This is a genomic window from Vibrio sp. JPW-9-11-11 (assembly GCF_013369335.1).
Taxonomy (GTDB): domain Bacteria; phylum Pseudomonadota; class Gammaproteobacteria; order Enterobacterales; family Vibrionaceae; genus Vibrio.
Map to the genome: position 1 here is coordinate 1 of NZ_SZQJ01000007.1, position 12,688 is coordinate 12,688.

Annotated in this window: 13 protein-coding genes and 1 tRNA gene; 5 read left to right on the forward strand and 9 right to left on the reverse strand. The window is 46.7% G+C overall.

The window, feature by feature from the left end:
* Positions 1–82 precede the first annotated feature (82 nt).
* Positions 83–167, forward strand: a tRNA-Tyr gene (locus FCU94_RS10230).
* A 123-nt stretch (positions 168–290) separates the two neighbouring features.
* Here FCU94_RS10230 and treC read toward each other — a convergent pair.
* The 5 genes from treC to gmhB form a co-directional block, all read right to left on the reverse strand.
* The gene (gene treC / locus FCU94_RS10235; RefSeq protein ID WP_176288448.1) at positions 291–1,973 is read right to left on the reverse strand and encodes an alpha,alpha-phosphotrehalase; all 1,683 of its coding nucleotides are present in this window, start codon (positions 1,971–1,973) and stop codon (positions 291–293) included.
* Between the two features lie 75 nt (positions 1,974–2,048).
* Positions 2,049–3,473 carry a PTS trehalose transporter subunit IIBC gene (gene treB / locus FCU94_RS10240; RefSeq protein WP_176288449.1) on the reverse strand — a complete coding sequence of 475 codons (1,425 nt, stop codon included), beginning with the start codon at positions 3,471–3,473 and terminating at the stop codon, positions 2,049–2,051.
* Between the two features lie 187 nt (positions 3,474–3,660).
* Complete coding sequence (treR, locus tag FCU94_RS10245) at positions 3,661–4,608, reverse strand: trehalose operon repressor TreR (RefSeq protein ID WP_176288450.1); 948 nt, start codon at positions 4,606–4,608, stop codon at positions 3,661–3,663.
* Positions 4,609–4,672: 64 nt separating this feature from the next.
* Entirely contained in the window at positions 4,673–5,014 is a 342-nt protein-coding gene (locus tag FCU94_RS10250; protein ID WP_255199256.1) for an MliC family protein, read from the reverse strand.
* Positions 5,015–5,061: 47 nt separating this feature from the next.
* On the reverse strand, positions 5,062–5,613 hold the full coding sequence (gene gmhB, locus FCU94_RS10255; protein ID WP_176288452.1) for a D-glycero-beta-D-manno-heptose 1,7-bisphosphate 7-phosphatase: 552 nt from the start codon (positions 5,611–5,613) through the stop codon (positions 5,062–5,064).
* A gap of 265 nt (positions 5,614–5,878) precedes the next feature.
* Here gmhB and metN point away from each other — a divergent pair, with 265 nt between their 5' ends.
* From metN to metQ, 3 genes are read left to right on the forward strand one after another with little or no spacing between them, the layout of a single operon-like run.
* Positions 5,879–6,913, forward strand: coding sequence for a methionine ABC transporter ATP-binding protein MetN (metN, locus tag FCU94_RS10260; protein WP_176288453.1), 1,035 nt, complete (start codon positions 5,879–5,881; stop codon positions 6,911–6,913).
* Complete coding sequence (locus FCU94_RS10265; RefSeq protein WP_176288454.1) at positions 6,903–7,580, forward strand: methionine ABC transporter permease; 678 nt, start codon at positions 6,903–6,905, stop codon at positions 7,578–7,580. Before metN ends, FCU94_RS10265 begins: the two co-directional genes overlap by 11 nt.
* 47 nt (positions 7,581–7,627) lie before the next feature.
* The gene (metQ, locus tag FCU94_RS10270; RefSeq protein ID WP_176288455.1) at positions 7,628–8,437 is read left to right on the forward strand and encodes a methionine ABC transporter substrate-binding lipoprotein MetQ; all 810 of its coding nucleotides are present in this window, start codon (positions 7,628–7,630) and stop codon (positions 8,435–8,437) included.
* Between the two features lie 59 nt (positions 8,438–8,496).
* On the opposite strand, the gene FCU94_RS10275 is transcribed toward metQ, so the two are convergent.
* The 4 genes from FCU94_RS10275 to FCU94_RS10290 all read right to left on the reverse strand — a co-directional run bounded on the left by FCU94_RS10275 (position 8,497) and on the right by FCU94_RS10290 (position 11,805).
* Positions 8,497–9,273 (reverse strand): substrate-binding periplasmic protein, encoded by a 777-nt coding sequence (locus FCU94_RS10275; RefSeq protein WP_176288456.1) that lies wholly within the window; start codon positions 9,271–9,273, stop codon positions 8,497–8,499.
* 182 nt (positions 9,274–9,455) lie between these two features.
* The gene (locus FCU94_RS10280) at positions 9,456–11,042 is read right to left on the reverse strand and encodes an AbgT family transporter (RefSeq protein ID WP_176288457.1); all 1,587 of its coding nucleotides are present in this window, start codon (positions 11,040–11,042) and stop codon (positions 9,456–9,458) included.
* Positions 11,043–11,418: 376 nt separating this feature from the next.
* Positions 11,419–11,544, reverse strand: a complete 126-nt coding sequence (ykgO, locus tag FCU94_RS10285; RefSeq protein ID WP_176288458.1) for a type B 50S ribosomal protein L36 — start codon at positions 11,542–11,544, stop codon at positions 11,419–11,421.
* Entirely contained in the window at positions 11,545–11,805 is a 261-nt protein-coding gene (locus FCU94_RS10290; RefSeq protein WP_176288459.1) for a type B 50S ribosomal protein L31, read from the reverse strand. It lies immediately after the preceding gene.
* Positions 11,806–11,919: 114 nt separating this feature from the next.
* Here FCU94_RS10290 and tsaA point away from each other — a divergent pair, with 114 nt between their 5' ends.
* Entirely contained in the window at positions 11,920–12,615 is a 696-nt protein-coding gene (tsaA, locus tag FCU94_RS10295) for a tRNA (N6-threonylcarbamoyladenosine(37)-N6)-methyltransferase TrmO (protein WP_176288460.1), read from the forward strand.
* Positions 12,616–12,688: the final 73 nt, after the last annotated feature.

Here is a 12,688-nt window from a genome sequence, read left to right on the forward strand (position 1 = left end):
TTCTTGTGATTATCCTAGGGATAAATTGTGAGAAACGCTTGAACAATGTGTTGGGAAAACATTGCCAAGGATAAAACACCCTGGAGGGGTTCCCGAGTGGCCAAAGGGATCAGACTGTAAATCTGCTGGCACTGCCTTCGATGGTTCGAATCCGTCCCCCTCCACCATATAAGAAAACCAGCTCATCGAGCTGGTTTTTTTGTATCTATCATCTGGTGTTCTCTTTTCTTGCAACGCATAAAAAAAGCCCCGACTAGCGGGGCGTACGTTAACTAACACTTTAAGGGGGGTTAGTTTTCTAAGAACAAGATACGAGTCTCGTACGGTCTTAAAACCTGATGCTCACTGACAGTCTCTGGCAAGAACGAATAGTTACCCAAGACATAGCGAGCTTTGCTAACCTCAAACTCACTTGGCAGCACACATTCGGTTTCTTCGCCATAATAGTTGTTCAAACAGATCAGCGTTTGCGCTGGTGATCGACGTTGATAACCAAACACAGCCTTGTGTTCAGGATAGAGATCAAGGTAATCGCCCGTTGTAATCACTTCGATTTTTTTACGCAGTTCAATCAGCTGCTGATAAAAATAGAACACGGAATTGGGGTCTTGCTCTGCTTGCAAAGCATTGAGTTCGCGGTAGTTGGCCGCCACTTCAAGCCATGGCTGGCCCATAGAAAAACCGGCATTTTCACTATCATTCCACTGCATCGGCGTACGTGAGTTGTCGCGGGATTTTTGGGCCAAAATCGCCAACATCGTCTCCTGCTCGACACCTTGTTGATTGACCATAATGTCGTACATATTGGTACTTTCAACATCGCGATACTGCTCAATTGACGTGTAACCTGGGTTAGTCATGCCAATTTCTTCGCCTTGATAAATGTAAGGAGTGCCTTGCATCATATGTATCGAGGCTGCCAACATCTTGGCCGATTCAACTCGGTACTGCGTGTCATTACCCAAGCGACTGACCACACGCGGTTGATCGTGATTACACCAAAATAGCGCTCCCCAACCTTTGCCGTTAAGGCCGGTTTGCCAGTGATTGAAAATTTGTTTAAGTTGCAAAAAGTCAAACGGCGCTTTGGTCCACTTCTCGCCATTTGGATAGTCAGCTTTTAAGTGATGGAAGTTAAACACCATCGATAACTCTTTGCCATCCAGTGATGAGTATTGCTGACAATGCTCTAAAGTTGTGGACGACATTTCCCCCACAGTCACACTGCCATATTTTTGAAACACGGCTTGGCTGATCTCCTGCAAGTACTCATGGACACGCGGACCATCGGTATAGAAGCAGCGACCATCGCCTAATTCATCATTGGGAAAATCTTGCTGTTTCGAGATAAGGTTAATCACATCTAAGCGAAAACCATCCACGCCCTTTTCCGCCCAATAGCTGATCACTTCTTTCACTTCAGCGCGTACATTGGGGTTTTCCCAATTGAGATCGGCCTGCTGCTTGGCATACAAGTGCAAGAAGTATTGCCCTGTTGATTGGTCAAGCTCCCAAGCACTACCACCGAATTTAGACTGCCAATTGTTAGGCACATCCCCTTCAACAGGATCACGCCAGATATAGTAATCGCGGTAGGGACTATTTTTGTCGCCCAACGCCGACTGGAACCAATGGTGCTCAGTCGAGGTATGATTCACCACAATGTCCATGATGATCCGCAGACCACGCTGATGCGCCTCGGCAAGCAGTTGGTCAAAATCGGCCATGGTGCCAAAATCTGGATTGATCGCGTAGTAATCGGAGATATCGTAACCATTGTCTACCATAGGTGATTGATAAACTGGCGTTAACCAGATGGCATCGACCCCCAAACGTTTCAAGTAATCCAGTTTAGAAATGATCCCCTGAATATCGCCCGTTCCTTTACTGCCGCTGTCACAAAAACTCTTAGGATAGATTTGATAAATCGAGGCGGTTTTCCACCAATTAGGATCCTGAGTGCTAACTGTCATGACTGAACTCACTTACCGAAAAATGACTGAAGAAAAGGAGCGGCAATCGCCGCTCCAAAAGAGTGCTAGTTATGGTTAAGCGCTAACGGGCTCTAACTCACCTTTCATCTGAGCGCGCTTGTAGAAGAACAAAGTTAGCGCGGCAGGAACGGCAATCGCCACCAGCATTGCAATGGCATAAATGCCCCAGAATTGTGGCTGGATAGAGAGAATACCCGGCAGACCACCCACACCAATACCATTGGCCATCACACCTGCACTACCACAAATCGCTGCGGCAATAGCACTACCTATCATGGCGCTGAGCATCGGAAACTTGTATTTAAGGTTAATACCGTACATCGCGGGCTCTGTGACACCTAGGTAAGCAGAGATCGCCGCTGGCACAGAGATATCACGCTCACCGTGCTTTTTGCTAATAATGATGATGCCGACAACGGCGGATGCTTGAGCAATATTGGATAGAGCAATCAATGGCCAGATTGGCGTGCCACCTAGATCTTGCATCAACTGCAGATCTACCGCGTTGGTCGTGTGATGAATGCCCGTGATCACCAGTGGTGCGTAGAGGAAACCAAAAATCATCGAACCGATAACGGCAAAGTCACCCGTCATCGCCGCTTTAGCGGCAAACGCCACGCCATCACCCAAGACACGACCGAATGGACCGATAATAGAGTGCGCGAGAACAACAGACACAATGATGGAGACAAAAGGCACCACCACTAAGTAAAGATACGACGGTACGATACGCTTCAGATTGGTTTCAATAAACGCGAGTGCCATACCTGCTAGCATCGCCGGGATCACTTGAGCTTGATAGCCGACCTTTTCAATCACAAACAGACCGAAATCCCACACTTCAGGCGCTTGTTTACCGATCAAATATGCGTTCATCAACTGTGGTGACACCAACGTGACCCCTAGAGTAATACCGAGAATCGGCGTACCACCGAGTTTTTTCACCGTTGACCAACAGACGCCGACAGGTAGGAAGAAGAAGATCGCCTCACCAATCAACCATAAGAAGCTGTGCACGGTTGCCCAAAACTGACTGATTTCAGTCAGTGATTGGCCATCAAACATCTTGATATCGCCAATCACATTGCGGAAACCTAAAATAAGACCACCAGTAATGATGGCAGGAAGCAGTGGGACAAAAATTTCAGCAAGATGGGAAATACCACGCTCAAGCAAGTTCATGTTTTGACGCGCGGCTAGCTTGGCTTCGTCTTTGGATGCCTCGCTCTTACCTGCCAATTCAATCAATACCTTATAGACCTCATCGACTTCAGTGCCAATGACCACCTGAAATTGACCCGCATTGGTAAAACAGCCTTTCACCATTGCCAGTGCTTCGAGCGCTTTCTCGTCCGCTTTATCCGTCTCATTTAACACAAAGCGTAACCGTGTTAGGCAGTGACTCACGCTGGCGATATTGTCACGCCCACCGACTAACTCAATCAGACGCTCCACTTGTTGTTTCGCAATCTTACTCATATCCACGTCCACCCTAATTGGATTCTCATTCTTGTTCAGTTCACACTGACAGGTTTGTTTTTATTTATGGGAACATTCCCATTTGTGGTTATTATATTGTCAGATCTATCCAGAGATAAAAATGGGAACAGTCCCATTAATTGAATAAGATCACAGTATAATTTTAAAACAGTTTGAAAATAATGACTTAAATTGAGATGGGGGCTTGAGTGAGATGAACCTTATCTATTTCGCCATTTATCTGAGATATCAAAAGCTTGGCTGCTTTTTCTCCGGCTAAAGCGTAGCCAGGATCAATACTAAAGACCTTGGGGAAAAGAAATGACAACAGCTCATTTCCCCCAACTCCCGTAACAACAACATCTTCACGATTGAGCTCTTGCAACCGCTTAATGACGCCCAGCGCTAGCGTATCACTGGCGCAAGCAATCGCTTCTGTCTGTTCGGTCAATACGTCGTCCACTAGCAAATAGGCGCTTTCATGGGTCAGTTGCCCAGTGCGATAGTTGGCCGCGATGCCTTTCTCTCGGCACCAGTTCAAATAAGCGTCTAGACGTACCTGTCCGGTCGTTTTATCACAAGGGTCCACGCCAATAAATGCGATTTGGGCAAGCTGCTTTTGCTCTAGGTATTGCAACGCTTTAACGATAACTTGGGTATTGTCGTAGTTGATCGACGAGACCTGCTCTGTATCCATCGCAATCACGACACTGTGGTTATTCCAACTAGCGAGCTTAGAGAGGTCAAAGTCACTAAAACCAAACACGATGACGCCATCAACGTTGCGTTTTTTGAGCACATCCAAGTGTTCGTTAGTCTTATCGCGGTCAAACTGACTTTCCATGATCACGACATCATAGCCAGCCGCATATAACGTCGAGAGCATACTGCCGACGGCTTTGTTTTCCGATGGAGAGTCAAGACGTGAGATAATGACCCCAACCACTTTTTGACTGCCGCCCCGCATCGATTGAGCAGATTTAGACGGCACATAACCCGACTCTTGGATCACCTGCTCAACTTTCGCACGCGTTTCGGGCTTCACCTTAGGGTCGTTAGTTAAGACGCGAGAGACCGTCGACTTACCGACACCGGACAAACGGGCAATATCAAGAATGGTTAGTTTCTTACTCATAGCTCACTGATTTTATTATAAATAGCGACAAAATATGGTGTCGTTTTTATCCATAGTAAAGTAATTACTGCGTAAGGCAATTTTTGTATGTCATCCGCCCAACCTCGAGACGTGCTTGCTGTCCTTTGGTATAAAGGGTAATGGGGTTAGGCGTTTCCGTCGTTTTATCATCGAGAATGTATTTACTCCCAGAACCAGAACGAACTTGCATCAGACGGTAATCCCCTTGCTCAGTTCGCAATAGCGCCGCGGGTGTATTGGGCATGAAAGCAACTTGAAAAGTTTGTTGAGATTCGCACTGATAGAGCAGAAAATCACCTTGAAATACCTTTTCTCTCACCACGCTATCATCGGCGCAGCCGAGCAACATTCCGGTTAAGGTTAATGCCTTTATCAAACGTACCATCTTCACCTCCAGACAAAACAAAAGCCGCATCGCGGCTTTTTCGTCAACTATTTCGCTAGAAAAGCAGGCACCTCTTTAATGCTATCTAGCACCACAGTAGCCAACGCCTGACCTTTCTCAGTCACTGGCTTGCCGGTACGGACCAATATTTTGCTCCCTACCCCTGCCGCCTCGGCAGCCATTAGGTCTTCGGCTTTATCGCCCACCATGACCGAGTTCGCCATATCAATGTTCAAAAAGTCACGCGCTGAGATAAACATTCCTGGCTTGGGTTTGCGGCAGTCGCAATCTTGTTTGTACTTGCCCACGCCATGCTCTGGGTGATGAGGACAGTAATAAATCCCATCGAACTCGACACCATTATCGACAAAGTTCCAATCCATCCATTGCGTGAGTGACAAAAAACGATCTTCACTGAACTTACCTCGGGCGATGCCGGATTGGTTGGTCACAAGAACAAGTTGATAACCCATTTGTTTCAACTGTTTAGCGGCTTCAAATACCCCATCGATAAACTCAAAGTCATGCTCATCATGGACGTAACCGTGGTCGACATTAATCACGCCGTCACGGTCTAAAAAGACTGCGGGTTTGGCCAAAATATGTATCTCATTTCACTAGCTTTAATAGTCAGATTATACCTTAGTCACTTCAAGATGCCATCTTGATAGCATCACGCTAATGGGTATATGTCATTCATGACTAACTCATTCCTATTCGTTTTAGGGCAAAAATACGTTTAGACGTCTAGACGTAAAAATATCTATTGACACTAAAAGGACAAACCCATAGCATCCTCTACTAAATGAGATGTAGCTCAACATAATCATCTGCTGCTCATCCAAACTGATAACGGGTTTCTCAATGATTGAAATTAATCAAGTAAATAAGGTTTTCTCTCAAGGCAATAAGGAAATACATGCCTTGAAAGCGATCAACCTGACCATTCCTCAGGGAACCATTTTTGGTGTTATTGGCTCATCAGGAGCAGGGAAAAGTACTCTAATTCGCTGTGTAAACATGCTCGAAGCACCAACCAGTGGCTCAATTGTGGTCGACGGTGTCGATCTGACTCAACTAAGCAAATCACAGTTGAGTGAAGCGCGCCGAAACATTGGCATGATCTTTCAACACTTCAACCTGCTCTCGTCACGCACTGTATTCGGCAACGTCGCACTGCCACTTGAACTGGCGGGTAAAGACCAAGCGCATATCACGGCCAAAGTGACAGAACTACTTAAGCTAGTTGGCCTGGCTGACAAACATGAAAGCTACCCCGCCAACCTAAGTGGCGGCCAAAAGCAACGCGTTGCGATTGCTCGGGCACTGGCATCCGATCCGAAAGTGCTGTTGTGTGATGAAGCAACCAGCGCATTAGACCCAGCGACCACGCAATCCATTTTAGAACTGTTGAAAGAGATCAACCGCAAGCTCAATATCACTATGTTATTAATTACTCACGAGATGGACGTAGTGAAAAGCATTTGTCATCAAGTCGCGATCATTGGGGATGGCGAACTGGTTGAAAAAGGCACAGTGGGTGAGATATTTGCCCACCCGAAAACGGATTTAGCTCATGAGTTTATTCGCTCAACCTTAGATCTATCGATTCCCGAAGATTATCAAGCGCGTTTGCAAACGACCCGCGTAGAGGGCAGCTACCCATTAGTTCGGCTTGAGTTCACAGGCGCAACGGTTGATGCACCACTTATGACTCAAATCGCACGTAAATATAACATTGACGTGTCCATTTTGAGTTCAGATCTCGACTACGCTGGCGGTGTCAAATTCGGCATGATGGTCGCTGAGCTATTTGGTAACGAACAAGATGACAACGCAGCCATTGAGTTCCTGCGTGACCACAACGTAAAAGTAGAGGTACTGGGTTATGTCCTTTAATGAAATTTCACAGTGGTTAAGCCTTAACAGCAAATTGCTGATTGGTGCAACGTGGGAAACGCTGTACATGGTCGCGGTCGCGGGGATCGTTGGTTTCGCAGTCGGTATCCCGCTTGGGGTTATTCTACACACCAGTAAGAAAGGCGGTTTACTAGAAAACACCCGTTTAAACAGTGTGCTGGGGGCCATTGTTAATATTGGCCGTTCAGTGCCGTTTCTGGTGTTAATGGTGGCCATCATCCCAGTGACCAAGCTATTAGTGGGCACCTTTATCGGTACCACAGCAGCAATTGTGCCATTGACGATTGGCGCGATCCCGTTTGTCGCTCGATTGATTGAAGGAGCTTTGCTCGAAGTCCCGACGGGCTTGGTAGAAGCCGCTCAATCCATGGGGGCGACGCCGATGCAAATCATCGCCAAAGTGCTACTGCCAGAAGCGATGCCAACCATCGTCAATTCCGTCACCATTACCCTAGTGACTTTAGTCAGCTATTCAGCGATGGCAGGCACTGTCGGAGGTGGCGGCTTAGGTGATGTCGCGATTCGTTATGGCTTCCACCGCTACGACGTCGTCATCATGGCAGTCACGGTCGTAATGCTGATTGTGCTAGTGCAAATCATTCAATCAATCGGGGATGCGATCGTTCGTCGTGTCGACCATAGATAAACAACAATTTATATTAAATTCACAGATTTATTCATAAGGAGATAGTGATGAAATTCAGTCTTAAAGGTCTTGTTGCGATCGCAGCCGCTGCATCTGCATTAGTACTGTCAGGTTGTGGTGACCAAGCCGCAGATACCAGCAAAATCAAAGTAGGCGTTATGGCTGGCGCTGAAGCGCAAGTTGCAGAAGTTGCAGCAAAAGTTGCAAAAGAAACCTACGGTCTAGAAGTTGAGCTAGTGACATTCACTGATTATGTTACGCCAAACGCAGCGCTTGACGATGGTTCTATCGACATTAACGCGTTCCAACACAAACCATACTTGGACCAACAAATCGCTGACCGCGGTTACAAACTGACGATTGCTGGCAATACCTTTGTGTACCCTATCGCAGGTTACTCTAAGCAAGTTAAATCTGTCGATGAAATCCAAGACGGAGCACGCATTGCAGTACCTAACGACCCAACTAACCTAGGTCGCTCTCTACTACTACTTGAGCAACAAGGCTTACTAAAGCTACGTGAAAATGTTGGCCTACTCGCGACGGTACGCGATATTGTCGAGAACCCTAAAAACATCACCATCGTTGAACTTGACGCAGCTCAGCTACCACGTTCGCTGGACGATGTCGCGCTTTCTGTTATCAACACGACTTACGCGAGCTCAATCAACCTAACTCCGCAGAAAGACGGCGTGTTTGTTGAAGATAAAGAGTCTCCATACGTCAACCTCATCGTGGCTCGAGAAGACAATGTTCAAGCTGAAAACGTGCAAAACTTTGTCAAGGCTTACCAAACTGAAGACGTTTACAGTGCTGCTTCTGATATTTTCCAAGGCGGCGTAGTAAAAGGCTGGTAATTGGCGTTTCATTGACTAACGCGATGCAAAAGGCTGACACAGCGTGTCAGCCTTTTTTGTTATAGTCGATTTTTTTCTTGGCGTAACTGTGCAAAATACTCATCGATTAACGCCTCATATCGACCGTCTCGCTTCATCTGCGCCAACACCGTATCAAAACGTGCTCGCAGCGTTTGGTGCCCACGTCGTTTGGAAAAAGCGATATAACTCGGTGTTGCCTCCAGCGCAGGAGAGAGGATCGTTAGCGCTTGCTCTAGATTCTCGGTCACTAGAATACTGCGCGCACCAAAATGGTTGTTTACCCACACATCCGCCCGTCCCGCCCTCACCAAATGAGCACACTCATCAGCGCCATCACGTTGAAATACTTCACGAAATCGATGTTCGACAAGCAATTGGTCAAACTGCTCACCATAGCTCACGCGGTTCACGACACACAGCGCCAACGAAGAAAGGTCTTGTGTAAAAAAGTTTTGGCTAGACAAAGAAGAAGACGATCGAACCACTAAACTGATGTTTTGCGTGAACAACACCTGGTGACTGAAATCGGCAAAGCGTTCTCGAGTCGGGTTTTTGAACGCGGTGAAAATCGCATCCGCCCGACCATACTCTATTAAGTTTAACGCTCTCGCCCAGGGCAGAACTTCAATAGTGATAGATTGGTTAAGTTCAGCAAACACGGTTTCCACCAGTTTAACCGCCACCCCAGACACCTCTCCCTGACGCGTCTCAATGTATGGAGGATAGTCAAGCGTCACGAGCTGGAGAGAGGTCTGGGCGAGTGAAGCTGGCCCCGCTAAACAGAGTGATAGGCATAGCAGTAACGCTCGCGTCATCTGTGCTCCCTGCCGAATGTTCCGCCACGCCAGCTTGTTGCCACCCAATTGCTTACCCTCACACCAGCATACTCATTTAATTAAAGTCGACCACTAACGCTTGTCAAACTCCCCCCCCGCTTCTAAGAGGCACAAAAAAGCCGGAGTGGTTGCTCCGGCTTGAATCATAATGAAGTCACACCTTATGGCGTGTAATAGGTTGCAGCGCCCGGTCCTACTGGTAGTCCAAACACGAAGACCCAGAGATAGAACAGCAAACTCCAACCGACAATAAAGCAGATAGAGTAAGGGAGCATGGTTGCGATCAGCGTGCCGATACCGAGATTCTTCATGTAACGTGTCGCTACCGCTAGGATAAGACCGAAGTAGCTCATCATAGGGGTAATGATGTTGGTGGTTGAGTCACCGATACGGTAGGCCGCCTGAATCGTTTCCGGAGCGTAGCCAACCAGCATAAGCATTGGAACAAAGATAGGCGCAGTAACCGCCCACTGTGCAGATGCAGAACCAATCATAAGGTTGATGAAACCACACATTAGGATAAAGGCGAAGAACAGCATTGGACCAGTTAGACCAATTTCTTGTAGGAAGCTCGCACCCGCGACGGCAAATACTTGACCAAAGTTAGTCCACTTAAAGAAAGCAACAAACTGAGCGGCAAAGAACACCAATACGATGTACATGCCCATCGAGGACATTGACTTAGCCATCGCATCAATCACGTCGCGATCTGTCTTCATTGTGCCAACCACCTTGCCGTAGACAAAGCCTGGAATCGCAAAGAAAACAAAAATAAACGCAACGATACTCTTCAAAAACGGCGAACCTGCAACCGTACCTGCATCCGAGCGTAGAATGCCGTCGGCTGGAACAATCGTCCACGCCAGTAGCGCCGACACCAACAGTACCGCAAGGCCTGCAAGCTTAAGGCCTTTTTTCTCAATGGCGGCGAGTTTACCCATCTTATCTTGCGATAGATCTTCTGATGCGTCTTCGTCGTTGTATTGGCCTAATTTTGGCTCAACGATTTTCTCGGTTACGAAAGCACCTGTAATCGCAATGAAGAAGGTCGATACAAACATGAAGTACCAGTTAACTTCAGGGCCAACGGTATAAGTTGGATCGATCATCTGTGCTGCCGTCTCGGTAATGCCCGACAGCAACGGGTCAACCGTACCAATCAATAGGTTGGCAGAGTAACCACCAGACACACCAGCAAACGCTGCAGCCAAACCTGCCAGTGGGTGACGACCCAGCGAGTGAAATAGCATGGCAGCCAATGGAATCAATACCACGTAACCCAGCTCTGACGCCGTGTTGGATATGATGCCAGCAAACACAACCGTCACCGTCACCATACGCTTAGATGCGCCCATTACCATGCCGCGCATGGCCGCAGACAGTAAGCCTGAGTATTCGGCAATCGCCACACCTAGCATGGCCACTAAAACGGTACCTAACGGTGCAAAGCCAACAAAGTTTTTAACAAGATTGGTGACAATTAGCTCTAAACCGTCTGCGTTGAGTAAGCTGACAACGTGAATCATGCCGTCTGCTGCACGGCCTTTGGCTCCTTCAGGGCGAGGATCCATTACCGATACTTCGAAATAGCCCGCAATGCCTGACAAGACTAAGATGGCAAGACAGAAGATGGCAAATAGAGTGATTGGGTGGGGTAACAGGTTCCCCAAATATTCAACTGAATCTAAGAAACGCGTAAATAATGGTTTCTTAGGGTTATTACGTTTAATCGAAGCAGATGAACTCATCTGTTCCCTCCTTGTAGTTATTCCTGGGCAAATGTGACAAAAATGTTCCAAATGCCGGCGAGAGATTACTCGACAAAACACTCAATTAGAAATGCAAAATGTTACCAAATGTGTAATAGATCATATTTTTTAACGCTATTTGCACAATTATTTAGCAAATAACACTACCAGAAAATCATTAAGTAGAATTATCGTTCGTATAAAACCATTCATACTGTTTACCTCTTGTTCGATAACTCATTGATTAATTGAACTACGATTAAATCGCTCAAACGAAAAGACGCTCAAAAAGAGAGTGAGCGCCGATGATAAAGACGTGAGGTCAATTAGATCAGATCGCTGGTAACGGTAACAACCTACTTACATGAGTTGTGGGTTATTTCTGTACCGCTTTAAACCTTGGGTTGGTTTTACAAATTACATATAGACGGCCTTTTCTTTTGACGATTTGACAATCGGGGTGACGGCTTTTCGCACTTTTGAGCGACTTTACAACTTTCATTTATTGTTCTCCCTGTGCGAAATGGCCGAACCGACGCTTAAAGTTAGCAACACGCCCTTCTTTATGTATTACGCGCTGTTTTCCGGTATAGAAAGGGTGTGACAGAGACGAAACCTCGATCGTAAAGTAGGGATAGGTTTTGCCATCCTGCCACTCTATTGTGCGCTCGGTTTGCAATGTCGAACCAATCAAAAAGTACTCATCAACACTGGTGTCATGAAAAACGACCGTCCGGTACTGTGGATGGATATTGGGTTGCATAGTGACTCCATTTAAATTGTTATGTTATAACATAATAAATGATAATCAATCTCATAAAGTTTTACTATCTTTTTTATGATACTTTTATGCCATCCAGCATTTGAGAGCCATCCTATGTATTCCGTAGAGCCGATCGGTTTTATTGAAAGCCCATATAAAGAGAAATTTGCTGTCCCTAGGCAGCCAAAATTAGTTCCCACCGCAACGGCAAGAGTACGACTCGTGGGACACGCTAACAGCCCTGAGTCCATTCGAGGGATCGAACAATTTAGCCATATTTGGCTACTGTTTATGTTTGACCAAAACTTAGCGGCAGGTTGGAAACCCACCGTGCGACCTCCTCGACTGGGAGGCAATGAGCGCGTCGGCGTCTTTGCCTCACGCTCAACGTTTCGCCCCAATGGCATCGGTATGTCTGCAGTTAAACTGACTGCGACGAGTCAACAAGGCGACCAAATATACCTAGACTTAGGCAATGTCGATTTGGTTGATGGCACCCCAATTATCGATATCAAGCCTTATATTCCATACAGTGACAGCATCAGCGATGCCTGCGGTGGCTATGCTGAGCACGAGCCAGAGACACTGCCAGTGAGCTTCTCCACTCAAGCGCTCGACGTACTCAGCGCCCGACCTCAGCGAGAAATAGAAACTCAAGTCATTGAGCAAGTGTTAGCGCAAGATCCTCGACCTGCCTACAAAAAATCCAAACCCGATAACAAAGAATACGCGGTGAACTTGTTCGATTTGAATGTGAAATTTACCGTTAGCAGTAACTTAGTGACGGTTACTGCGATTGAACGCTTTTGACAAAGCCAAATGGCTGATATTATAAGCGGCTTAACTTTATTCCCTTAACGTCTAAGGGATGTCTGTCAAACAT

Excerpts from the sequence above, each read along its gene's own strand:
- treC (WP_176288448.1), bottom strand. The coding sequence starts at position 1,973 with ATGACAGTTAGCACTCAGGATCCTAATTGGTGGAAAACCGCCTCGATT.
- treB (WP_176288449.1), bottom strand. The coding sequence starts at position 3,473 with ATGAGTAAGATTGCGAAACAACAAGTGGAGCGTCTGATTGAGTTAGTC.
- treR (WP_176288450.1), bottom strand. The coding sequence starts at position 4,608 with ATGAGTAAGAAACTAACCATTCTTGATATTGCCCGTTTGTCCGGTGTC.
- FCU94_RS10250 (WP_255199256.1), bottom strand. The coding sequence starts at position 5,014 with ATGGTACGTTTGATAAAGGCATTAACCTTAACCGGAATGTTGCTCGGC.
- metN (WP_176288453.1), top strand. The coding sequence starts at position 5,879 with ATGATTGAAATTAATCAAGTAAATAAGGTTTTCTCTCAAGGCAATAAG.
- FCU94_RS10265 (WP_176288454.1), top strand. The coding sequence starts at position 6,903 with ATGTCCTTTAATGAAATTTCACAGTGGTTAAGCCTTAACAGCAAATTG.
- metQ (WP_176288455.1), top strand. The coding sequence starts at position 7,628 with ATGAAATTCAGTCTTAAAGGTCTTGTTGCGATCGCAGCCGCTGCATCT.
- FCU94_RS10275 (WP_176288456.1), bottom strand. The coding sequence starts at position 9,273 with ATGACGCGAGCGTTACTGCTATGCCTATCACTCTGTTTAGCGGGGCCA.
- FCU94_RS10280 (WP_176288457.1), bottom strand. The coding sequence starts at position 11,042 with ATGAGTTCATCTGCTTCGATTAAACGTAATAACCCTAAGAAACCATTA.
- ykgO (WP_176288458.1), bottom strand. The coding sequence starts at position 11,544 with ATGAAAGTTGTAAAGTCGCTCAAAAGTGCGAAAAGCCGTCACCCCGAT.
- FCU94_RS10290 (WP_176288459.1), bottom strand. The coding sequence starts at position 11,805 with ATGCAACCCAATATCCATCCACAGTACCGGACGGTCGTTTTTCATGAC.
- tsaA (WP_176288460.1), top strand. The coding sequence starts at position 11,920 with ATGTATTCCGTAGAGCCGATCGGTTTTATTGAAAGCCCATATAAAGAG.